Here is a 20033-nt window from a genome sequence, read left to right as displayed (position 1 = left end):
CCTTTTGGGCTCACCTCGGCTATACCCCTAGACCCCCGCGAGTTCGCGAAAACTGAAGGCCCTTCGGCGGGAACCCGTGGGTCCGATGCCCTGATGTTAGGGGGTGGACCCGTGGGTTCGGGGTGAAGTTGCGGGGTCGGCTTCCAAGGGCCGCTCCAGGAGAGCGCGGGCAGAGTTCGCGTAGCGGATCGCGGTCTTCTCGCTGAGTCCGAAGACCTCGGCGAGGTGCAGCGGGTCGGGACCGTGGACGAGTGCCTCTTCGAGCTGACGGTCCATACAGAGTCGTTCGAGTGTCGCGGTCTGGCCGTGCAGCGCCGGGCCGGCGACGGAGCTCTTGCCGATGGGTTCGGTCCCCAGGGCGGTCTGCTTGTTGATCAGCAGGTGCAGGTTGGCTGTGTCGGGCCAGCGGCTGCGTCGGAACTCCAGCCACTTATGGGCAAGTTGAAGGGTGAGGTCGTCCAGTGGGCGGGTGCGGCCGTCGATCGTCAGGCGGCGGTTGCCGATGTCGAGATCGTCGAGCCGGAGGCGGCGTATGGCGCCAGGCCGTGCCGCGTGGACTGCGGCGAGTGCGAGGATCAGCCGGTCGGCGGGGTGGGTGACGGCGGCGACGGACCCGCTGGTGTGCTCGGGCTCCAGGGGCTGGATGACGCCTTCTTCGCGCTGGCCGACGTGGATGCGGGCGGTCGGGTTCTTGAAGATGGTGCCGTTTGAGGTAGTTCCAGACCGTTGCGTGATGCCGGGCCCGGGACCGGGGGCCACCGTCGTGCAGGGTCCGTGTCCCTCCTTCGACGTTCCGTCGGATCCCGGCGACGAGGCCGTCGAGTTTCCGTTCAAGCCACAGATCGAAGGGCGCGGGCCGGTCGTCGAGGAGGACGCCGATGTGGTCGAGGACTTCCGTGATGCGGACGGTGCTCAGGCCGCGGGCCCGCAGCACTGGGGCTATCTCGGAGTACTGGATCATGTCGCCGTCCGCGTGGTCGGACAGCAGTATGACTCCTGTGCCGTGGCCGGCCTGAGGATCAGCGACGGCCGGTCACCGGTTGAGTCCGGGCAATAGGTGTCGATCCGCTCCAGCGAACGGCTGACGGACGTGGGCGCCGCAGCCTCGGCCGGCTCCGTCGCGGACTTGTACGACAACGCCATGGCCGAGGCCCTGAACGGCTTCTTCAAGGCTGAGCCGATCGAGCACCACGGGCCCTGGCGGGACGCTGACCAGGTCGAACGCGCCGTCGTCCAGTGGGTCGCCTGGTACAACACCGAGCGGCTCCACTCCGCCCTCGACCACCTCCCGCCCGAGGAGTTCGAGGCCCAGCACTACCGTTCCCAGGCGACACCGAACCCCGCCTGAAACACACAAGACCGGCCTCCACGAAACCCGGTTCAGCTCAAGACGTCATCGCCGTGTGCTCCCGTAGTGCCTGGGGTCACTGGCCCGTCAGGGAAGTTGACACAGTCGGCTCATTGAGCCCTTTCAGCGCGCCCACCGATCAGGCGACGGCTCCGGCGCCCTTGGCATCAAGCACTCGCCGAGGAGGCAGTCAGTTGAAAGCGTCGGTCATGCAGTCCACCCGGCAGTCGGCGGCCTCATAGCGCTGGCGGAGGGCGGCAGCTGCCTCTTCGCGCTCCACGAAGAGGTGCCCGTAGTGCTGGCACGCCACCCTGGTCACATCCCCGACCGTGGCGATGGCCGGTTCGCCGCGTGCGGCCCGGCGGCGCGCTTCGGCGATCACCATGTCCGCAGAACGCAGCAGGTTTCTGGAACGGTCCCGGATCGCGGCCGCCTGGGCCCGTTTCACTGAGAGGGGGCGCAGGACACGTCCCCTCCAGACGGAGCCGGCGGCGACAAGTACGAGACCGAGCGCTACGAACAGAAGTCCGCCGGGGGAGTGAGGCATCTATCCAGTCTTCACTACTCGCGTGGTAATCGTCATGCCCGCTGCGGCGGCCGATTGTCGGAGCGACTTGGTGTCAGTAAGCTTGCGCAACGCACGAGGCTCCCATGCCGTTGGGGGAGGTGTCGAAGTCTCAACCCACAGGCACAGGAGCCGCATTGGTTCTCTATCCTGCCGCACTCGACCTGCCCCACGCCCTGGTCGAGTGGGTCACCATGCTCATCGTCACCCGCGAGGGTGACCGACGCTGCAAACTCCCGCCGCACCAGCGTGCGCTCGTCGGCCTGACGTACCTGCGCAAGTACGACACCCTCGCCCAGCTCGCCGTCGGCTTCGGCATCTCGGTGGGCACCGCTCACGCCTGCACCGCTGCGGTGATCAGCCTGCTCGCTGACCGTGCACCAGGCTTGCTCAAGGTGCTGCGCGAGACCGATCCCGACTACGTCCTGCTCGACGGAACTCTCGCGGAGTGCGACCGCCTGGGCGACGGCCAGGCCGACTCCTGCGCCAAACACCGCCGCCACGGCGTAAACATGCAAGTGGTGACCGATCCGGTTGGCCGGCTGCGGTGGATCCCACCCGCACTGCCCGGCCGCGCGCACGACCTCACCGCGGCCCGTACCCACACCCGCCGAAACTCTCGCAGAAGCGGACAGTCTGACTCCCGCGAGGCCCAGCGGGACTGACGACCCCGGAGTTGTCGGCCAGCAACACGTCCCAGGGACACCCGGGGCACCGACCCGGGTGTATCCCCCCACCGCCGTCACGAACACGTCAGCCCAACCGGCGATGCGAGCACATCCACATCGCCGCCATCGATCAATGGCTCCCCAGCCGGTGTGAGGGCGGGATGCGCCCGCCCTCACACCGGTTTCGAAGCATCGCTAGGAAATCCGGAGCCATGTACGTCAGGTTTGGTCTCCGAGCCGGAGCCTCAGCTGTTGGCCACGGTGCGGTCGAGGAGGGGCAGCAGACGGTCCCAATGGCGCTGCAGCGCGGCGGGGCTGAAGGCGTCGGTGTCGGACATGGTGAAGCCGTGGACGGTGCCGGGGTAGATCTCGGAGGTGTAGCCGACACGCGCGGCGTCCAGGGCCTGGTTGAGCTCGCCGAGTGCCTCGGGCGTCATGTCGCCTTCGGCGTGGCCGAGGTGGACCTGGGCCGTCAGCTTGGAGAGGCTGCCGGGCCCGTCGGCGCCCACGGGACCGTGGAATCCGGCGACGGCGGCTACCTGGCCGGGGTGGGCCGCGGCGGTGCGCATCGCCAGGAGGCCGCCTATGCAGTACCCGGTCACCGCGACCGGTCCGGCGCCGACCTCGGGCTGGGTGGTGAGGAACCTGAGGTAGGCGTCGGCGTCGCTCAGAACACGTTCGGCGGTGTGCGCCTCGATCAAGGGCATCAGCTGGGCGAAGACCGCGGGCCGGACCTCTTCACCGATGTGCTCGGGAAGTTCGATCACCGGTGCCGGGCCGTGCCGGTAGAAGAAGTTGGGGACGAGCACGTAGTACCCGTGCCCGGCCAGTTCGCGGGCCATCTCCCGCAGCACGGGCCGGATACCGAAGCCGTCCGCGTACATCAGCACCCCTGGGTGCCGCTCGCCACCGCCGGGGAAGGCGGCGAAAGCGTCGGCCCGGCCATCCGCGGTGGGAATGTGCAGCATCTTGGTGGGCATGACTTCTCCTGTCGTGGTTGACGTGTCGAACTGTGATCAACACGACAGGAGGCGGAGCCCGCGCAGCAGCGCCAGATCCTCGATCCAACAGCGGGCCGGCACCGGCCCGTACGGCGCTCAGAGGAGCGCCGGGTCACCAATCCGTGTGTGGCGCAATGCCGTCCCGGTAGTCATCGCCGCACAACGTAGCCCACCGGACAGGAACGATGCCAGCCCCCCCCCAGTCCACAGTGCTGTTCGCGAGAATGATCTCGGTCAGTCCCTCGGATTTTTAACCCGGTCGACGCGCTGCCCGTGACAGCGATACCGATCTTGTGTCTGCACGGTCCTCACCACACTTCGAAGACCCTGTTCGAATACTGAGCTGGGCAAACGCTCGCCAGGGATCGAAAACAGGCTCTGACCTTGTTCTTTGTCTTCGGCCGTCACGGAAAGTGAGGGGCTGAGGGGCTCTCGCCGCGCACAGCCGCTTCAGGCAGCCTCTGCGGGACCTGCCCGCCCCCAACCACCCGCCACAGGCTTCCCTCGCGTCCGCACGCCCGGTAAGCGGGGGCCGCTGTGCGAGCGTCCGACCGCGACGACGCACGAGCGCACGACCTCGCCGCGGCTGAGGTGGTGATGGACGGGGGAGCGCAGGATTGCCACGGGTCCGTCGTAGGGGCCACTTCGTCGCACACGTGGCCGCTTCAGGCTGCCGCACCGCGCCCGGGTTGAGTAATGACTGCTCATGCCCTGACACGCCGTTACGGGCACTCTCTGAGGCAGCGCGATCCACATCCCACCGGCCCGGACAAGGAGGAGGGCACCGTGGGAAGCCGAGCGCGGCGGGTCGCCGGTCCGGTCTGCAGAGCAGAAACACAAATCAGCCCCAACCGGGGCTCTCTCACTTGGCTGCCGGACCTCTGAGAGCCGGCGCCACGCAGGGAACGGGGACCTCTCATGCTCACACTCGCCCGCCTGGGCAAACTCGGCCTGGCGGTCGGCACGGCAGCCGTTCTGGCCACCGGCCTGTCCACCAACGCTCAGGCCGCCACGGGAGCGCTTCGGTACTTCTCGATCAGCGGTCAGGAGTTCCGGATCACCAACCCGCCGGACAACGTCTGCATCAACCTCCAGGTCCAGCCAGATCTGATCGCCAACCAGACGGACAAGACGATGAGCGTCTACTCCGGCGCCGACTGCACCTTCTTCGTCTTGAACCTGGACCCCGGCCGCTCGGTGGCCCATATCGGAGGCCCCCGCTCGGTGCGATTCATCGGCTGAACGGGCGACAAGAACCGGCTTCCAGGCGCATCCTGACAACACACCGCCATCCCACAGCAGGGCCATCACCGCCCGGACCCTTTTCAGGGGCAAGTAGCTAGGGCGCCTGGCCCTCAGGAGCGCGCAAGGAGTCCGCGTTCCAGGGCGACGACGACGGCGCGAGTGCGGTCGCTGACGTCGAGCTTCGCGAAGACCCGCAGAAGGTGTGTCTTCACCGTGGCCTCCCCGATGACCAGGCGACGGCCGATCTCCGCGTTGGACAGGCCGTCGGCGACCGCGTGCAGCACGTCCCGCTCGCGGGCGGTGAGCACGACCGGCTCGGGGCGGCGCATCCGGGCCACCAGGCGCTCCGCGACTTTGGGCGCGAGAACCGTCTCACCGCGCGCCGCCGAGCGGATGGCGTCGGCGAGCTGCTCGCGGGTGGTGTCCTTGAGGAGGTAGCCGACGGCGCCGGCCTCCACGGCTCGTTCGATCTCGACGTCCGTGTCGTACGTGGTGAGGATCAGCACCCGGGTGGCCACCGGCAGGGCGACGATCTCGGTGTGGCGGCCGCACCGTCGAGCACCGGCATGCGCAGGTCGACGAGGGCCACGTCGGGGGCGAGCCGCTCGACGAGGCCGACGCCCTCGCGGCCGTCGCTCGCCTCGCCGACGATCTCTATCGTGGGCTCGTTGGCCAGCAGGGCGATGACTCCGGCGCGCATCACGGCGTGGTCGTCGACCACGACCACCCGGATCCGGTCGTACGCAGTGTCGGTCATGGTCGGTCCTGACTGTGCGTGGGAAGGCTGGCGAGGACACGTGTGCCGTCCCCGAGGGAGCTGGTGACGGCGAGTCCGCCGTCGAGTTCGGCCAGCCGGCGGCGCATGCCGTCGAGGCCGAAACCATGGGACTCCTCGACGACGAAGCCGCAGCCGTCGTCGGTGATCTCCAGCTCGACACCGCCCGCCCGTTCGGAGAGAACGACGCCGACGGTGGAGGCACCCGAGTGTTTGCGCACGTTGGCGAGGGACTCCTGCGTGCAGCGCAGCAGGGCGATGCGGGTGCGCTGGTCGAGGTCGATGTCGGGCAGTTCGACGGTGACGGTGAGGCCGGTGTCCTGGACGAAACGATCCAGGGTCCTGCGCAGGGTGGTGGCCAGCGAACCGGCCGCGACACCGCTCTCGGGAGCGGAGCCGACAAGCACCCGGGCCTCGGCCAGGTTCTCGCGCGCGGTCTGCTCGATGGAGGTGAGCTGCCCGGCGCAGCGCACGGGGTCGGTGACGGTGGCGGCGCGAGCCGCCTCCGCGAGCACCACGATGGAGGCGAAGCCCTGGGCGAGGGTGTCGTGGATCTCCCGGGCGAGCCGTTCGCGCTCCTCGGCCGCGCCCTGCCGCTGATATGCGGCTGCCAACTCATCCTGGGTGACGGCGAGTTCAGCGGTCAGTTGCTCCTGCCGCTCGTTGCTCTGGCCGACGAAGCGGTGCACCCACAGCCCCAGTCCCGCCCCGGCGACGTAGGCGACGACGGTGAACACCGCGTTCCCGGTGAGGAATTGAGGGCTCCAGCCCTGGCCGAGCGTGCCGCCGAACACGGTGAGGGCCGCGGCGGCCCCGCTGAGCGTGATCGCGTCCCGCGGGGCGCGGGTGAAGAGCCAGAACTGCGGCAGGGACACCACTTGAAGTGCTCTCCCTGCTTCAGCTGGGAGAGCACTTCAAGGTCGGCGAACACGCGGACGCCTACGGGCACACCGCTGGGGGAGTGGGATGAGGAACCGGGAGAGGGCACTGTCCGTTCTGGAGGCGCTGGGCGAGCGCGGCCGGGCATGGCTGGGGGCTTGATACGGAGTTCCTGCTGCCGCAGCAGCAGAACGTCAACGCCCTGGAGAGTCCGGGTCTGGTGGAACTGGCCGGCCGGGAGATCTGTTCGGAGCTATCGGGGCTATCGGTGCTGGAGGGCCGGCCGGTGCGGTGGGCCGCCCGCGTGACCCCGTACGGACACGACACCCTCACGTACGCCCGCGCCCGCCCGAAGCCCGCGCCTTCGCCCGGCGGGGCCGGGCCGGACCGGCGGGCGCCAGGGTGGCCGCGCCCGCCCCTCAGCTCCGCCAGGTCCTGAGTGCCAGTTCCGTCGCCTGCTGCACCCGTTCCCGCAGGCGATCGGCGTCGAGGGCGACGGTTGCCGCATCCTCGTCGTCCATGAGCGCGTCGAGCGCGCCGTTCACCGCGCCTGTCAGCGCCCCGGTCAGAGCCGCCGCGCCCACCCGGTCCAGTTCGTCGGGGAAGGCAGCCTGCAGGGCCCGCGCGATCTCCTGCTGTGCCGACATCTGGATCTGCAGCGCCTTGCCCCGCACTGCGGGCACCGTGCGAAAAAGCCTCATCCGCACGGCCGCCATCGGGCTGACCATGTCGGCATCGGTTTCGGCGACGGTCTCCAGCGCCCGCACCAGCACGTCCACGGGCCCCTCGGCCGGATCGCGGTTGGCGATCGCCTCGATCGTGGTCCGCGCCCGCGCGTCGCTGTCGGGGAAGAGGATGTCTTCCTTGCTCGCGAAGTAGCCGAAGAAAGTCCGGGTGCCGATCTCTGCCGCCGCCGCGATCTCCGCGACGGTCGTCTCGTCGTACCCCTTGCGCTCGAACATCTTCGCCGCTGCGTCGACCAGCGCCTGACGGGTGCGTTCCCGCTTCCTCTCACGCAGGGAAGGCGCCGGGGCGCCGTGCTCTCGTATGACCATGCCCCGAGAATACTGCATTGACAGCTAACATGCACTCAATGCAAACTCGCATTCAGTGCAGAAATTAGCCGAGTGCGCCAGGGAGACCACGATGAACACCCACGACAAGACCGTCCTCGTCACCGGCTCCACCGGGAACCAGGGCGGCGCCACCGCCCGCCACCTGCTCGCCGCCGGCTGGCGGGTCCGCGCCCTGGTCCGTGACGAGACCGCCCCGGCTGCCGCCGCTCTCGCCGCTGCGGGCGCCGAGGTCGTCCGCGGCGACCTGGACGACCGTGCCTCCCTCGACGCGGCGATACGCGGCGTCTACGGCGTCTACAGCGTTCAGTCCGCCAACGCCAACGAGATCCCCCAGGGCAAGAACGTCGCGGATGCCGCCAAGGCCGCGGGCGTGCAACACCTGGTGTATTCGTCGGTCGGCGGCATGCAGAGCCAGAACCGCTTCTACATGGAGCGCGGCTGGGGTCCCATCGACAAGTGGCAGATCGAGCAGCACATCCACGACCTGGGCGTGCCCGCGACGATCCTGCGCCCCGCCGGGTTCATGGAGGACTTCACCAGCCCGGCGAGGTTCTTCCAGAACGGCGCCCTCACCGTGCCCTGGCATGACGACCTGGTCATGCAGCTGATCGCCATCGATGACATCGGCGCGCTGGCCGCGCTGGTCTTCGCGAAGGCGGACAGCTACCTGGGCCAGGCTGTGGAGATCACCGGCGACCGGCTGACCGCCCCGCAGATCGCCGCCGCGCTGAGCACGGCAGCCGGCCGGCCGATCCCGCACACACAGGTGCCGCTCGACATCCTCTGGGAGCATGACCCCGAGGTCGCGAAGGTGTTCACCTGGGCGAACGAGACCTACTACGACTCCGACCCCGAGCCCCTGCGCAAGACCCACCCCCGCCTCATGGACTTCGGTACCTGGCTGGAGCGGTCGGGCCGGACGCGGCTGATGGCGCAGCTGGACGCCCTGCAGAAGCGGTCGGGCGCGGCCGGGCACATGACCGGCGCAATCAAGGGCCGGTAACCGGCTCAACACAGCGCATCCGGGCGTCTCTGGCCCTCCACGCAGAGGCCGCCGACCGCTCCCCGCGTGCCTGGGGGACTTCCGGTGGCCAACCCTGCGGCTATGCCTTTCACGGGAGCGATCCCGATCGTGGGTCGGCAAGCCCGCCCCCGGGCTACGGCACCTGGAAGGCGTGGGCCGACAAATTGGGTGTGCCCAAGGAGCAGCGCATTGCCAGCCGGACCATCGTCGACAGCTGCGCCCACTACCGGTCCCCGCCTACGATCCGTCAGCAGGTCGGCACGCCGTGAGAACGCGGGAGGGCGCGGGGGACGCAGGAGCGGCAGTGGATCACCGCCCGCCGGAGCGAACTGGACGCTCTCGCCGAGGAGTTGGCCAAGCAACTCCAGGAGGTCCAGGCCGAGCGGGATGAACTGGCGATCGCGGAGCGGGTGTTGAACCGCCTGGCCGAGCAGGCCCGGGCCGGCGCCGGGGCTGTCGCTCCGGTATCGGCGAAGGTGGCCGGGCGGGCAGTCCTGCTCATCCCGCACCGCAGCGACGCGGCCGACGAGGGCGCGCTGCCCGGCGACTACCGCAAGATCCTGGCGATCGTGTGGGAGGCCGACGGCCCGGTGCAGGTCAGGGCGGTCGGCGAGCGGCTGGGTCTGGACGCCTCGGTGCGCGGCAAGCTGGAACCTCTGCGGGCGAAGATGACCAGGCTCGCCGACCGCGGCTGGCTGCACAAGCGGGGCGACGGGCGGTTCACGGCACGTCCGTAGTCGCGCGGGGCGCGCCCGTAACTGACGGGCTCCCGACGGCAGTTGAGTTTGCCGTGAAAAAACAACGGTCTCGCCGAGGGCCCTGACGGCCTTGTTCACACCGCCCGCCTGCCGCTGTCGAGCGCGACCTTGAACTGTCTCGCCGACCTGATACGCGGCCACTGCAAGAAGATCGGCTCGCGGTGGCGGGCGCTGCCCGCGGGGAAGATCGCAGGCATCGTGCCGGCGGTGCTGCGCCGTGACCAGCGGCCCGGCGATCTGGCCGGCGGGAACGGGGTGCACCGCACCACCGTGAGCCGGTGGGTGCGCGAGGTCGTCGGCCTGCCGGCCACCCGCGCCCCGCGCCTGGACCGCGCGTTGAAGAAGATCGCCCGAAAGGGCGGCGGCGTGGTCCTGCTGGACGGCTCCCTCATACGCACCCGCCGTCGCACCGGAGCGGACAACCGGCCGAACTACTCGGGCAAACACACATACCATGGCCTGTTCGTGATCGCGCTCACCGACGACCGCGGCCGACTGGTACGGATCTGCGCAGTTCGGCCCGGACGCACATCCGAGAGCACCGCCTGCCGACACGACAAGCTCACCGCCCACCTGCGGGCCGCCGGGCTCGGCGCCATCGCCGACCTGGGGTTCATCGGCCTCGACGACGGTCCTCCTGACGCCGACCCGGCGGTGATCACCGGCTACAAGGCGGCCCGGAACCGGCCCCTGACCCGCGGCCAGAAGCTGTCCGACAAGGCACTGGCCGCGGTGCGGGCCCCGGTTGAACACGGCTTCGCCCATCTGAAGAACTGGAGAGTTCCCGGCAAGGACCGCACGGATCCGAGGCGGGCGACCGCGCTGGTGCGGACCCTGCTGATGCTGACGAACCGGGAAGCGGCCCGCTCACGAATGATCTTGTCGGTGGACTACCGCTCCGGACCTGCCCGGGCTTCCTGATGCCTACGCACACCAGGCCGCCTGACGTGCAGCTTTCATGACGCACGGGTCTCATTGGGGCCGCGCTCACGCGAGGCCCCACGACGGCATCAGACGGTGAGGACGAGCTTGCCCTGGAGGTGACCGCCGTCGAGCAGCCGGTGCGCGTCGGCGACGCGCTCGAACGGGAACGTCTCCTGCACGTGGACCCGGAGCCTGCCCTGTTCGACGAGTTCGACGAGACCTCGCAGGGCGACCGGATCGGGGTCGACCGCGATGCCGCTGAAGCGCATGCCGGCCGCCTCGTACTTGGCGACGAGCTCCGAATCCCCCTCGGCGACCGCCGTCACCAGGTGACCGCCCGGGCGGAGCACCCCGAGCGACCGCTCGACGGTGTCGCCGCCGATCGTGTCGAGCACGACGTCGATGTCACGGACCGCCTCGGTGAAGTCGACCGCCGTGTAGTCGATCACCTCGTCGGCGCCGAACCCCTCGACGAACTTCCGCTTGCTCCCACTGGCGGTCGCGATCACGTGCGCGCCCAGCGCTTTCGCGATCTGGATCGCGACGTGGCCGACCCCGCCACCACCGCCGTGGACCAGGACGCGGTCGCCCTCGCTCACGCCGCCGAGGTCGACGAGGCCCTGCCACGCCGTCAGCCCGACGACCGGCAGCGCCGCCGCCTCGACGTGCGAGAGCGACGCCGGCTTGCGTACCAGGTGCAACGCCGGCGCCGACACGACCTCGGCGTACGCGCCCGCCGCCCGCGGGAACAGCGGCATCCCGAACACCTCGTCGCCGGGCTTGAACCGATACGTCAGCGACCCCTCCTCGACCACACCGCTGATGTCCCAGCCGAGGACGAACGGCGGCCGGCCGAGCATCGGGGGGGACTCGCCGGCGCGCAGGAGCGCCTCCAGCGGGTTCAGCCCGATCGCCTTGACGCGGACGAGAACCTCGGTCGGGAGGGGCCGGGGCTCGGGCGCGTCCACGATGGTGAGCACCTCGGGACCGCCGAGCGTCTGCTGGGTGATGACTCGCATGACTCTCCTGTGCTTTGGAGGGGGGGAGAGAACCCAGGCTATGTTTCCGACAGGAACCAGCAGGTACCTTAGGCGCCATGAGCGGTTTCGGTCCCGGTGATCCCTTTCTCGCCGACTGTCCGGCGCGTCTGACGGTCGAGCTGATCGCCGACAAGTGGACGGCGGTCGTGCTCTACGGACTCAGCAAGGGCCCGGTGCGCCATGGCGAGCTGATCGAGCTGATCGGCGGCATCTCCCGCAAGATGCTCACCCAGACGCTCCGACGGCTCCAGGCGCACGGACTCATCCGCCGCCACGCCTACGCCGAGGTACCGCCCCGCGTCGAGTACGAGCTCACCCCGCTCGGCGCGACGCTGATCGATCCGATCCACATGCTGACCGAGTGGGCGAGGGCGAACGGCGACGCAGTGCTCGATGTGCTCGACGCCGATCCCGAGCCGGTCGCCCATAGCGACTGAGGCCCCCGCTGAGGGCCGTCCCGTAAATGATCTTTAGCGCGAGAGAGTGAGATCGGCCGACTGGCGGACCGCTCTCCATCCGGCGAGGGCGAGGTTGTGCAGGCGGGCGATGCCGCACATGGCGTGGTGGACGCCGTCACCTTTGAGACGGCAGTCGCGCAGTATTTTCCAGCCCTTCATGCGCGCGAAGACGTGCTCAACGCGGGCGCGGACTTGTTTGTGAGACTTGTTGTAAGGTCGGCCCGGGGCGCCCTGCCAGCGTTGCCGCTGGTGGGTTTCCCCGGACCGCCTTCCGAACCCGGCGTGCCCGTCTCCGAGCACCGGGCTCTCCACAAGTCCCGTTCGGGCATTCTGTGATCTCATGCAGTCACCGTCCACGGTGTAGGGATGCTGTATCCACGGAACCGGTATCGGGTAGTAGTCATCCGACCCGGCTGGAACAGCTTTCCGTTTTCCGTGACGGGCTCCCATCCGCCGTCACAATAAACTCGGCGGAATCCACTCAGCCGCATGCCTTTGTGCTTACGGCACGCCCAGATGAACACCCTCTTCCACGTGTAGTGGTTGAGGTACTGGAACGTCACCTTGGACACTCCGGGGCGGAAGTAGTTGCACCACCCGAAGAGCACCGGGTTGAGCTGGTGCAACAGGGCGGTGAAGGGAAGGTTCGTACTGCTCCGGCAGATCTTCTTCACCTTCTCCTTGACGGCGTTGAGCGCCTTCTTGGAGGGGTAGTTGTAGACATACCGCCTGTCCGTGCCCCGCTTGAGATGGCGCTGGATGTGCCACCCGAGGAAGTCAAACCCTTCATCGATGTGCGTGATGAACGTCTTCTCCTCCGACAGGGTGAGCCCCATCGGTGCGAGCACCGAGGCGACCTCGTCGCGCACGGCCTCCGCGTCCTCGCGGGTGCCCCACACAAGAATCAGGAAATCGTCCGCGTACCGGACGAGCCGGTAGTTTCCGAGTCCCTGGCGCCTGCGCTTTCTGCGCTCGTAGGAGGTCGAGTTCGGCCCCCCGTCCATACTGGCCACGTACTCGTCCAGCACGGAGAGGGCGATGTTCGCCAACAACGGTGAAAGGATGCCTCCTTGCGGGGTGCCGGTGTGGGTTTCCCGTGCCTGGCCGTCCTTGGACAAGATGCCTGACTTGAGGAATGCCTTCACCAGGTCCAGGACGCGCCTGTCCTTGATCCTGCCCCGCACTCGGCCCATCAGTGCCGGGTGCGAGATCTCGTCAAAGCACGCCTTGATGTCGCCCTCTACCACCCACTCGTAGCTCTTGGATGTCATCAGGCGAGTCTCGGCGATTGCATCGTGAGCCCGGCGATTGGGGCGGAACCCGTAGGAACACGGGAGGAAATCCGCCTCGAAGATCGGCTCCAGCACCAGCTTCAGAGAAGCCTGGACCACCCGGTCCGCCACAGTAGGGATGCCCAGGCGGCGCAGCTTTCCACCCGCCTTGGGGATCATCCTTTCCCGCACCGGTACCGGCCGGAACGTCAGCTCTCTGAGTTGAGAGCGCAGTTTGTCGAGGAATCCCTCGACGCCCTGTCCGGCCTCGATGGAGCGGACCGTCTTGCCGTCCACTCCGGCCGTGCGCGCCCCCTTGTTCCCTCGTACCCGGTACCACGCCACCAGAAGGAAGGCGGGATCGGCCACGAGGTTGAACAGGTCGTCGAACCTGCGATGTTGATCGTCATTTGCCCAACGGTGCAGCTTGGCCTGGATCTCCAGTACCCGGCGTTCGGCCTTGGTGACCGCCCATTCCAGTTCGTCGGTATTCACCGTCGTCCTCCTGGCATTCCAGCATCCTTACTGCCGACTTGCTGGCCCCCTTCGCCATGTACGTGCCTCTCGCACGCTCGGACTACTACGGGGCCTCCGTCCCACACTGCGGCCGTCAGTCGGCAACGGACCTTCCCGCTTTCCGGACTGGATGTCCGGATCAGAGGGGGAGCCGCAGGTGGTTCCCACGTTCACCACATAACCGATTGGCCAGTGAGGCGTCCGGCTATACCCCGGCAGCATCTCCGTACCTACGCCGCAGACATTCGGCACGGCCTCCTCACCGATAAACACAGTCGGCTTCAGAGTTGCCCCTCCGAAAACAAAGAGGTGGCACGCACTGCATCACGGCCCATATCCACCAGATTTGAGCCGCTGGAACTGTTACGGGGCTTCGAATGCCGGTTCACTCTCGTTACACCTTCTGACCTCGCTTGCCCGACCCGCACCATCTGGTAGTTCTGGCGCGTCCGGGCTTTGTCAGGACTGCTCCTGCCTTTGCCGGCGTTCCCCGGCTCAGGCTGTCCTCAGCTTCTTCCGGTCGGCTGCGACCGCCGGAAGGTGGGGGTCTTACACCCCCACTCGGTTATGCAGCGCCTCGTGGCGCACGTGCTCCTCTTTCCAGGCGGTCAACTCCTCGCCCTTGCGGCGACGGTGAACCGTTCCGGGTTTGATCGAGGCTCGATCTTTTGGAAGGATCGAGTCCGTTATGGCGAAGCAATACCCCAAGGAGCTCAAGGAGCGGGCCGTGCGTCTGGTCCTGGAGACTCGTGATCAGTACAAGACCGAGTCCGCGGCGATCCGCTCGATCGGAGCGAAACTCGACATCGGGCCGGAGTCCCTGCGGAACTGGGTGCGTCAGGCCGAAGTCGACGCCGGTGCCCGGACCGGTACCACGACCGGGGAATCCGCCCAGCTCAAGTCCCTCAGGAAAGAAGTCGCCGAGCTGAAGCGGGCGAACGAGATCTTGAAGGCTGCGGCGAGTTTCTTCGCGGCCGAGCTCGACCGGCCACACACGCTCGTAGCGTTCATCGACGAGCACCGGGACCGCTTCGGCGGAGTCGAGCCGATCTGCAGGACGCTCACCGAGCACGACTGCAGCATCCACCCGTCCACCTTTTACGCACACAAGAAGCGCATGCCGTCGGCCCGCTCACTGCGGGACGCGGAACTGGCACCGCTCATCACCAAGATCTACCGCGACAACTACAGCGTCCACGGAGCCCGCAAGATCTGGGCCGAACTGAAACGGCAAGGACATCAGGTGGCCCGGTGCACTGTCGAGCGCCTGATGAAGGCCGAAGGCATCACGGGAGCGGTGCGCGGAAGAAGGCCGTCACCACCAGGGCGGACAAGGAAGCAGACCGGGCCCCGGACCGGCTGGGCCGGCAGTTCGTGGCCAGCACCCCCAACCGGGTGTGGGTCGCCGACTTCACCTACGTGGCCACCTGGTCGGGCACCATCTACGTCGCGTTCGTCGTGGACACCTTCTCCCGCCGGATCGTCGGCTGGTCCGCCGCGACGAACAAGCAGACGCCGCTGGTACTGTCCGCACTCGAAATGGGCCTGTGGCAACGTGACCGCGCGAACACCCCTGTCATCGCAGGGGAGTTGATCCATCACTCCGATGCCGGATCGCAGTACACCAGCTTCCGCCTCGCCGCCCACCTGACCGCCGAACAGATCGCGGCGTCCATCGGCACCGTCGGCGACGCCCTCGACAACGCACTGATGGAATCGACGATCGGCCTGTACAAGACCGAGCTCATCAAGCCTCAGCGGCCATGGAAGGCCCTCAGCGACGTCGAGTTGGCCACGGCGGAGTGGGCCGACTGGTACAACCACCGCCGACCCCACGGTGAGATAGGCCACGTCCCGCCAGCCGAATACGAAGCCGTCTATTACCAACAGCAGCCAAATCTGCAGGCCACAGCCACAATCTAGAGTCTCTACCGAATCCGGAACGGTTCACTCAACGCCACACCGGGCCCGCAGGACACGCACCACCACAACCGACCTGACCAAGCCCTACTAGCCGTGATCAGCGGTGTACATGTCATCCTCTACAGCCAGGACGCCGAGGCGGACCGTGCTTTCATCCGTGACGTCCTCGACTTCCCCGGCGTCGACGCGGGCGGCGGCTGGCTCATCTTCAAGTTGCCCCCGGCCGAAGTCGCCGTGCACCCGGCCGATGGCCCACCCCAGCACGAGTTCTACCTGATGTGCGACGACCTTGATTCCCAGCTCGGCGAGTTCCGCGCCAAGGGTGTCGAGATCACAGGCCCGGTCAGCGAACAGCGCTGGGGCAAACTGACTGCGATCCGGCTTCCCAGCGGCGCCGAACTTCCGCTGTACGAACCGCTGCACCCCATCGCCCACGGCCTGTGACCCCACAGCACTCAATATTCGGCCCATCGCACGACGCTCAGATGCTGTGTCAACGAACTCAGTCGTTGCAGGTCAAGGCGTCGCGACCGACTCACTTCAATGACACCGGACACTTCGGGAGTCACTTCGTGAAGCTGCTGCGTGTGTCCCGTCTCAATCGACCGGGTCTCGGTCTCAGGTGATCTGGTCCGATTCGCTTCTCGTCCCAGGTGATCCGGTCTGCCGGAGCTGTTCGGCCGGTCGCATTCGAGCAACTGAAACGTGCCCCTTACGGCAGGGAGCGAGTGAGCCACACGAGTTCGCCACGGCCATCTACCGAGACATGGTCGCGCTCGAACCCGAGCTTTTCGAGGACGCGAAACGACGGCGCATTCCAGAACGCACCGTCGCCCAGAGCCGCTTCCGCCCGGTCGTGATCGCGGCGTCGAGCACCGCGGAGGCCGCCTCGGTCGCATAGCCCTGTCCGTGCGCACGCCGGAACAACTCGTACGCGATCTCAGGCTCGTCGACGGAAGCCCGCCCCACTGTGAGCCCGCAGTACCCGATGAAATCACCCACATCGCGGCGGTTGATGACCAGCAGGGCAAGCTCCGTCAGCGCCGGCGTAGCCGCCTGAGCCTCGATCACCCGCCGGTTGTCCTCAATTGATGGCATTCCATCGCCCGTTCGGCAACGAGCGCGCGATGGTCGTCGGCGTCGGCTGATAGCGGCCACTCCAAATTCCCTGAGGACGGCCGGTTACGGCGTCACCGTGAGTAGCTGGCGGGTGGTCAATCCGAGGTGGTGGCGCGCGCCCGGAGTGCAGCAGTGAGCTGCCTGATGGCCTGGCCAACTGGGGTCTGTGGCGTGGGTGCGGCTCGTGTACAGAGATTCAGGCCCACGGTTCCCAGGCTTCACGATGGGGTGGGTCTGCCCTGGTCTTGGTGTATGGCGGGGCGCTTTATCGATGGCGCGGACGTTGAGGTCAGGTGGGCGGGGAGCGCGGCGATGGCCTGGCGCGCTAGGTCGAGGGTCGTGGGCTGAGCCCGTCCAGCAGGACGATCAGGTAGGCGTCGATGAGGTCGGGCGATGGTGGCTGGGTGCGCGCGACGGCCAGGGCGGTCTGGCCGATGAGCGTCGTGGTGACGGCGGGGTCGAGGTCGGTGCGGACCGCGCCGTCGCGGCGCGCCCCTTCGATCATCTCCTCCACGACGCGGACCAGGTCGGCGCGCAGGGCTGTGGTGGCGGGCAGGTCCAGGCCGCCCAGCTGGTCGTTGACTGCGTGGTGCGCGGACTGGAAGGCGATCAGTTCGCGGAGGAAGGTGCGCAGGGCCGGGTAGGGCGTGGTCTCGGCGAGCAGGTCGCGGGCGCGTTGGACGACCGGTTCGAGCAGGCGGGAGACGGCGGCATCCAGGAGGGCGTCCTTGCCGCCGAAGGCGCGCACGACGGTCGCGGCGCCCAGACCCGCCCGCGTGGCGATGGCCTCGACGGTGAGGGTCGCGCCCGGTTCGGCCAGCAGAGCGGTGGCCGCGTTCAGGGCGAGCTGGCGGTTTCGCATGGCGTCGGCGCGGCGTCGAGGCTCGGCAGGCGTTGACAACTGGAACAGCCCTTCCACATACTCTATTGGAACGTGCATTTCACTTATCCTAGCGCGAGGGAGTCCTCCATGAGCGAGCGGATCCTGATCTCCGGAGCGAGCATCTCCGGCCTGACCCTGGCCCACTGGCTGGCCCGGCACGGCTTCAAGCCCACCGTGGTCGAGCGCGCCCCGGCGCTGCGCACCGGCGGCAACGGGGTGGACGTGCGCGACAACGCCGTTGAAGTGGTCGAGCGGATGGGGCTCATGGCGCGGGTCCGCGACCTGGCCACCGACGTGCAGGGCATGAAGTTCGTCGACGCCGCCGACCAGGCCGTCGCCCGCATCGACACCGGGACCCGGCCTCCGTCGAAATCATGCGCGGTGACCTTGTGGCGCTGCTGCACGAGGTGACCGACGTGGAGATCCTGCTCGGCGATACGATCCGCGGCCTGGAACAGGACCACGACGGCGTGACGGTCACCTTCGATCACGCGCCGACCCGCCGCTTTGACCTCGTCGTCGGGGCCGACGGCATGCACTCCAACGTCCGCCGGCTCGCCTTCGGGCCAGAGGAGAGCTTCATCGAGTACAAGGACCACTACTTCGCCTTCGCCAACGCCGATGCCTCACTCGGCGAGGACCGCTGGGTGACGATGTTCAACACGCCGGGCAAGATGACCGGGATCTACCGGTCCGGAAACCACGCCCAGGCCAAGGCGTACTTCATCTTCCGCTCCGCGCCGCTGGACTACGACCCTCGGGATGTCGGCGAGCACAAGCGCCTGATCAGCAAGATGTTCGCGGACGAGGAGTCCTGGCGGACCAGGGAACTGCTCGACTCGGCCCTTGCCGACCCCGAGTTCTACTTCGACGCTCTGGGGCAGGTGCGGATGGACTCCTGGTCCAACGGCCGGGTCGCGCTCGTCGGCGACGCCGCCTGGTGCGCGTCGCCCGCCTCAGGCGCGGGCGCGGAACTAGCCCTGGTCGGTGCCTACCGCCTCGCTGGGGAACTCGCCGTCGCAGGAGGCGACCACCGGGCCGCCTTCGCCCGCTACGACGCCCACCGTGCCCTGGTGGACAAAAAACAGCAGATCGGCCCCAACGTCCGCCTCATGGTCCCCAAGACCGAGGGCGGCCGGTGCGCCCGCGACATCGTGGCCCGCCTGCCGCTGATGAAACTCGCCGGCACGGTGGAACGCCGCATCCAGGCCAGGAACGCCCGCGCCCTGCCCGATTACCGTCGGGCCGCCTGAGCCAGCCCGACGCCCACCAAGCCCCGCTTCGGCGACGCTGCGTAGTCAATCGCGGCCAGTTATCTCCCCGCTGACTGGCCGCCAATGGGGAATCGCAACTGGCCACTATCAGTCGGCCTCGACCCACGGACGCAGCGTCAGCCGGGCGGTTTTGAGATGAAGCGGCATCGGCGGATACGGCACGGCGACACTCTATCGACGCTTCCTTGGGCCGAACCAGATCACCTGAGACACCCCCCGCTAGCCGTGAATCCGGAACCAGATTAATTGAGATTTCCGGCAACCCGGCATCTCAGCCGATCTGGTCGCCGCAGGTCACAGGGCCGCCCACAAACCAGATCACGGGAGACGGGACAGCGTGATCAATGTCAACAAGTTTGGGAGTCACCGCAGCCGCTGTCGGGCCTGCCCGGAACGCAGCCCGCCATTCGCGGTGATCGTATGGAGATGTGCGGAACTCCTCCGACGAACCTGGCTTGGGGCTGCACGCACCGTGAGACTGGCAGCCAGCGGTGGCCACGGTTCCGTTCATCGGGCGTCGAGCAGGTTCGCACCCTGTACTCGTCACCGCCCTGCGCACCGTGGTCGTCGTCGCCTACACCGAGCAGAGCCTGAGGGGGTAGTCATGAGATCGCGCCTGCAGTGGATCCACGGCCGCGGAGAGCATGTCATCGTCGAACGCAAACAGACGTACAGGGCCGAGCTCTTCGTCAAATTACTTGTCCTGGTCGGCCTGCTGTATATGCCGGTTCTCATCCTCCACTGGGGTGAGTGGATCCCATTCGCCGGAGCCAGCATCTACCTGCTCTGGGAACTCGGCCGCACCATCAGCGCACTCGGCGAGCTCGCCGACCTCTGGAACGAGCAGCACCAGCAGCGGCAGGAGTCGGCTCGAAACCACTCCCTCCAGTGACACAACCGGTCGGCGACTGCATGACGATTCCGCCGTCGACCCAGAGCACTCGCCTCCGGAGAGCTGCCGGGCCACGGGACGGCCCTGCCTGCCCCGTCCGCTGAGATCCGCAAAGTCCGCCCCGACTACACCGCCCCTGTTCTGCAGTCCTTCCACGAGAAGCCGGAACCGCACGGGCCGGGCATGCCGGTGTTCGGATGGCGTCTCCTCCACCCGGTCGGCCCGGACATCACCTGGAGGACACCGTCGACACCGCCGCGTGGAACTGCTCCCGGACCATGTCCGGCGTGCTCGACTACTACGATCACGTCCCCGAGCTCCAGCCGGCCGGACTTGCCCGCCTACTGCGCCAACACGACGTCCCAGCCGTGCTCTGCGCGCAGTGCGGCAATCC

The 20033-nt window shown here is 67.9% G+C and carries 20 protein-coding genes and 4 pseudogenes; 13 read left to right on the top strand and 11 right to left on the bottom strand.

Annotation, left to right across the window (positions count from 1 at the left end; all coding sequences use genetic code 11):
- Positions 1-96: 96 nt before the first annotated feature.
- On the bottom strand, positions 97-759 hold the full coding sequence (locus RV986_RS52785) for a site-specific integrase (protein WP_475924809.1): 663 nt from the start codon (positions 757-759) through the stop codon (positions 97-99).
- A 4-nt stretch (positions 760-763) separates the two neighbouring features.
- On the opposite strand from RV986_RS52785, the gene RV986_RS52780 reads away from it, so the two are divergent.
- Positions 764-1057, top strand: a complete 294-nt coding sequence (locus RV986_RS52780; protein WP_475924808.1) for a hypothetical protein — start codon at positions 764-766, stop codon at positions 1055-1057.
- Positions 1058-1348: an integrase core domain-containing protein gene (locus tag RV986_RS52775; RefSeq protein WP_475924807.1), complete on the top strand. Its 291-nt coding sequence runs from the start codon at positions 1058-1060 to the stop codon at positions 1346-1348.
- Positions 1349-1538: 190 nt separating this feature from the next.
- On the opposite strand, the gene RV986_RS52770 is transcribed toward RV986_RS52775, so the two are convergent.
- Complete coding sequence (locus tag RV986_RS52770; protein ID WP_475924806.1) at positions 1539-1895, bottom strand: hypothetical protein; 357 nt, start codon at positions 1893-1895, stop codon at positions 1539-1541.
- Between the two features lie 155 nt (positions 1896-2050).
- Between RV986_RS52770 and RV986_RS52765 the strand changes: the two are divergent.
- Positions 2051-2518: pseudogene (locus RV986_RS52765) on the top strand (transposase); the annotation flags it as partial.
- Between the two features lie 308 nt (positions 2519-2826).
- Here the strand turns inward: RV986_RS52765 and RV986_RS52760 are convergent.
- On the bottom strand, positions 2827-3561 hold the full coding sequence (locus RV986_RS52760; RefSeq protein ID WP_475924805.1) for a dienelactone hydrolase family protein: 735 nt from the start codon (positions 3559-3561) through the stop codon (positions 2827-2829).
- Positions 3562-4500: 939 nt separating this feature from the next.
- Between RV986_RS52760 and RV986_RS52755 the strand changes: the two genes are divergently transcribed.
- Positions 4501-4824 carry a hypothetical protein gene (locus tag RV986_RS52755; protein WP_475924804.1) on the top strand — a complete coding sequence of 108 codons (324 nt, stop codon included), beginning with the start codon at positions 4501-4503 and terminating at the stop codon, positions 4822-4824.
- A gap of 113 nt (positions 4825-4937) precedes the next feature.
- Here the strand turns inward: RV986_RS52755 and RV986_RS52750 are convergent.
- The 3 genes and pseudogenes from RV986_RS52750 to RV986_RS52740 form a co-directional block, all read right to left on the bottom strand.
- A pseudogene (locus RV986_RS52750) lies at positions 4938-5584 on the bottom strand (response regulator).
- Positions 5581-6495, bottom strand: a pseudogene (locus tag RV986_RS52745) (sensor histidine kinase); the annotation flags it as partial. The pseudogenes RV986_RS52750 and RV986_RS52745, both read right to left, overlap by 4 nt.
- Positions 6496-6900: 405 nt before the next feature.
- Positions 6901-7536 carry a TetR/AcrR family transcriptional regulator gene (locus tag RV986_RS52740; protein WP_475924803.1) on the bottom strand — a complete coding sequence of 212 codons (636 nt, stop codon included), beginning with the start codon at positions 7534-7536 and terminating at the stop codon, positions 6901-6903.
- 91 nt (positions 7537-7627) lie between these two features.
- Here RV986_RS52740 and RV986_RS52735 point away from each other — a divergent pair, with 91 nt between their 5' ends.
- The 3 genes from RV986_RS52735 (at position 7628) to RV986_RS52725 (ending at position 10260) form a co-directional block, all read left to right on the top strand.
- Positions 7628-8560, top strand: a complete 933-nt coding sequence (locus RV986_RS52735) for an NmrA/HSCARG family protein (protein ID WP_475924802.1) — start codon at positions 7628-7630, stop codon at positions 8558-8560.
- 371 nt (positions 8561-8931) lie between these two features.
- Positions 8932-9318: a hypothetical protein gene (locus RV986_RS52730; protein ID WP_475924801.1), complete on the top strand. Its 387-nt coding sequence runs from the start codon at positions 8932-8934 to the stop codon at positions 9316-9318.
- Between the two features lie 108 nt (positions 9319-9426).
- Complete coding sequence (locus RV986_RS52725; RefSeq protein WP_475924920.1) at positions 9427-10260, top strand: transposase family protein; 834 nt, start codon at positions 9427-9429, stop codon at positions 10258-10260.
- Between the two features lie 89 nt (positions 10261-10349).
- Here RV986_RS52725 and RV986_RS52720 read toward each other — a convergent pair whose 3' ends face one another.
- Complete coding sequence (locus RV986_RS52720; RefSeq protein WP_475924800.1) at positions 10350-11282, bottom strand: NADP-dependent oxidoreductase; 933 nt, start codon at positions 11280-11282, stop codon at positions 10350-10352.
- A 77-nt stretch (positions 11283-11359) separates the two neighbouring features.
- On the opposite strand from RV986_RS52720, the gene RV986_RS52715 reads away from it, so the two are divergent.
- Positions 11360-11740, top strand: coding sequence for a winged helix-turn-helix transcriptional regulator (locus RV986_RS52715; protein ID WP_475924799.1), 381 nt, complete (start codon positions 11360-11362; stop codon positions 11738-11740).
- A gap of 33 nt (positions 11741-11773) precedes the next feature.
- Here RV986_RS52715 and RV986_RS52710 read toward each other — a convergent pair.
- Together RV986_RS52710 and ltrA are read right to left on the bottom strand one after the other, a co-directional pair.
- Positions 11774-11974 (bottom strand): annotated as a pseudogene (locus RV986_RS52710) (transposase); the annotation flags it as partial.
- A 125-nt stretch (positions 11975-12099) separates the two neighbouring features.
- Positions 12100-13527, bottom strand: coding sequence for a group II intron reverse transcriptase/maturase (gene ltrA / locus RV986_RS52705; RefSeq protein ID WP_046705834.1), 1428 nt, complete (start codon positions 13525-13527; stop codon positions 12100-12102).
- Between the two features lie 709 nt (positions 13528-14236).
- Here ltrA and RV986_RS52700 point away from each other — a divergent pair.
- Both RV986_RS52700 and RV986_RS52695 read left to right on the top strand, forming a co-directional pair.
- Positions 14237-15471 (top strand): IS3 family transposase gene (locus RV986_RS52700; RefSeq protein ID WP_475924798.1). Its coding sequence is split into 2 segments (ribosomal slippage): positions 14237-14864 and positions 14864-15471, totalling 1236 coding nucleotides; the frame shifts between segments, so codons are not numbered across the junction.
- A 93-nt stretch (positions 15472-15564) separates the two neighbouring features.
- Complete coding sequence (locus RV986_RS52695; protein WP_475924797.1) at positions 15565-15915, top strand: VOC family protein; 351 nt, start codon at positions 15565-15567, stop codon at positions 15913-15915.
- A gap of 312 nt (positions 15916-16227) precedes the next feature.
- On the opposite strand, the gene RV986_RS52690 is transcribed toward RV986_RS52695, so the two are convergent.
- Both RV986_RS52690 and RV986_RS52685 read right to left on the bottom strand, forming a co-directional pair.
- Entirely contained in the window at positions 16228-16542 is a 315-nt protein-coding gene (locus RV986_RS52690) for a GNAT family N-acetyltransferase (protein ID WP_475924796.1), read from the bottom strand.
- 373 nt (positions 16543-16915) lie between these two features.
- Positions 16916-17452 (bottom strand): TetR/AcrR family transcriptional regulator, encoded by a 537-nt coding sequence (locus tag RV986_RS52685; RefSeq protein WP_475924795.1) that lies wholly within the window; start codon positions 17450-17452, stop codon positions 16916-16918.
- 108 nt (positions 17453-17560) lie between these two features.
- On the opposite strand from RV986_RS52685, the gene RV986_RS52680 reads away from it, so the two are divergent.
- From RV986_RS52680 to RV986_RS52670, 3 genes are all read left to right on the top strand, one after another.
- Positions 17561-17884 (top strand): FAD-dependent monooxygenase, encoded by a 324-nt coding sequence (locus tag RV986_RS52680; RefSeq protein WP_475924794.1) that lies wholly within the window; start codon positions 17561-17563, stop codon positions 17882-17884.
- The gene (locus RV986_RS52675; protein WP_475924793.1) at positions 17848-18726 is read left to right on the top strand and encodes an FAD-dependent monooxygenase; all 879 of its coding nucleotides are present in this window, start codon (positions 17848-17850) and stop codon (positions 18724-18726) included. Before RV986_RS52680 ends, RV986_RS52675 begins: the two co-directional genes overlap by 37 nt.
- Positions 18727-19351: 625 nt before the next feature.
- A complete protein-coding gene (locus RV986_RS52670; protein WP_475924792.1) occupies positions 19352-19639 on the top strand; it encodes a hypothetical protein in 288 nt (95 codons plus the stop codon).
- The last annotated feature ends 394 nt before the right edge of the window (positions 19640-20033 follow it).

The sequence above is a fragment of the Streptomyces sp. RLA012 genome, from assembly GCF_056270325.1.
Note: the sequence above shows the minus strand (reverse complement) of the source record. Positions and strands in the feature narration are given on the sequence as shown.